The sequence below is a fragment of the Streptomyces rubellomurinus genome, from assembly GCF_000961885.1.
Lineage (GTDB): Bacteria > Actinomycetota > Actinomycetes > Streptomycetales > Streptomycetaceae > Kitasatospora > Kitasatospora rubellomurina.
Genome location: NZ_JZKH01000237.1, coordinates 1 through 1,495 on the forward strand (window position 1 = coordinate 1; position 1,495 = coordinate 1,495).

The window sequence follows — 1,495 nt, forward strand, 5'->3', positions numbered from 1 at the left end:
GGTCGGGGCGGCGCTGACGGCGTGGCAGGCTGTCCGGGTACCCCGCAGCCCGCGACACAGCCCGCGACCAGGAGCACCGCCATGGACCGTCCCGCCGCGCCCCGACCCGCCGCGCCCCGACCGGCGCTGAGCCTCGACGCCGTCGCCTCCGGCCACCCGGCGGGCATCCTCGACGCCGCCGAGCGGGCCGAACGCCGGGGCATGGACCGGCTGGTGGTCGCCGAGACCGCGTACGACCCGTTCCTGCAGCTGGCCCGGGCCGCCGACCGGACGTCCCGGATCGAGCTGGCCACCGGCATCGCGGTCGCCTTCGCCCGTACCCCGATGACGCTGGCCTACCAGGCGTGGGGCCTGCACGCGGCCTCCGGCGGGCGGGCGGTGATCGGGCTCGGCTCGCAGGTCAAGCCGCACATCGAGAAGCGCTTCGGGATGCCGTGGGACCGCCCGGCGGCCCGGATGCGCGAGTACGTGCACGCGGTGCGGGCGATCTGGCACAGCTGGCAGACCGGTGAACGGCTGCGCTTCCGGGGCGAGTTCTACACCCACACGGTGATGACGCCGGTCTTCGCGCCGGACCCGATCCCGGCGGGGGCGCCGCGCATCCTGCTCGCGGGCGTCGGCCCGCTGATGACCCGCACCGCCGGGGAGGTGGCCGACGGCTTCCTCAGCCACCCCTTCTCCTCCACCGCCTACCTGACCGGGCAGGTGCTGCCCGGCCTGACCGCCGCCCGGGCGCGGGCCGAGGCCGAGGGCGCGGCGTGGACGGCGCGGCCGTTCGAGATCGTCGGCAACGTCCTGACCGCGACCGGGCGGACCGAGGAGGAGCTGGCCGCCAACCGGGCCGGGGTGCGCGAGCGGCTGGCCTTCTACGCCTCCACCCCGGCCTACCGCCCGGTGCTGGCGCAGCACGGCTGGGAGGCGCTGCAGGAGGAGCTGCACGCGCACTCGGTGCGCGGCCGCTGGGCCGAGATGGCGGCGCTGATCGACGACGAGGTGTTCGACACCTTCGCGGTCTCCGGCACGGTGGAGGAGGCGGCCGCGGAGATCCACCGGCGGTACGCGGGCCTGGTCACCCGGCTGTCCGTCAACCTGCCGGAGGACGCGGACCCGGAGCTGGGCGTGGACGTGCTGGCGGCGGTGCGGGCGCTGGGTTGATCGGGCGCGGTCGGCCGGGAACCGGTCGGCAGCCGACGCGATACGACCGCCGCATGATCGGGAGTCGACCAACAGCGGGCACATTCGGGCAAGCGGCTCCGGGTGCGGACGGCGGGCGGCAGGATCGCGGGGACGGGCCGGGCGTGTCATGCCCCGGCCATCCGCTGCCGACCCCGGGGGTGCCCGCTTGCCCGTGTCCGACCACCGCGCCGCCGGTGCGGAGCCCGAGCCGGGCGACGCGCCCGCCGACCGCACGGACCCCGCCGACCGCACGGACCCCGCCGACCGCACGGACCCCGCCGACCGCACGGACCCCGCCGACCGCACGGACCCCGCCGAC

The 1,495-nt window shown here is 77.1% G+C and carries 1 protein-coding gene; it reads left to right on the top strand.

The genetic code is table 11. The features are described from left to right. Positions 1-81: 81 nt before the first annotated feature. Positions 82-1,155, top strand: a complete 1,074-nt coding sequence (locus VM95_RS37515) for a TIGR03617 family F420-dependent LLM class oxidoreductase (RefSeq protein WP_107073212.1) — start codon at positions 82-84, stop codon at positions 1,153-1,155. The last annotated feature ends 340 nt before the right edge of the window (positions 1,156-1,495 follow it).

Coding starts and splice junctions, on each gene's coding strand:
- VM95_RS37515 (WP_107073212.1), top strand. CDS start 82: ATGGACCGTCCCGCCGCGCCCCGACCCGCCGCGCCCCGACCGGCGCTG.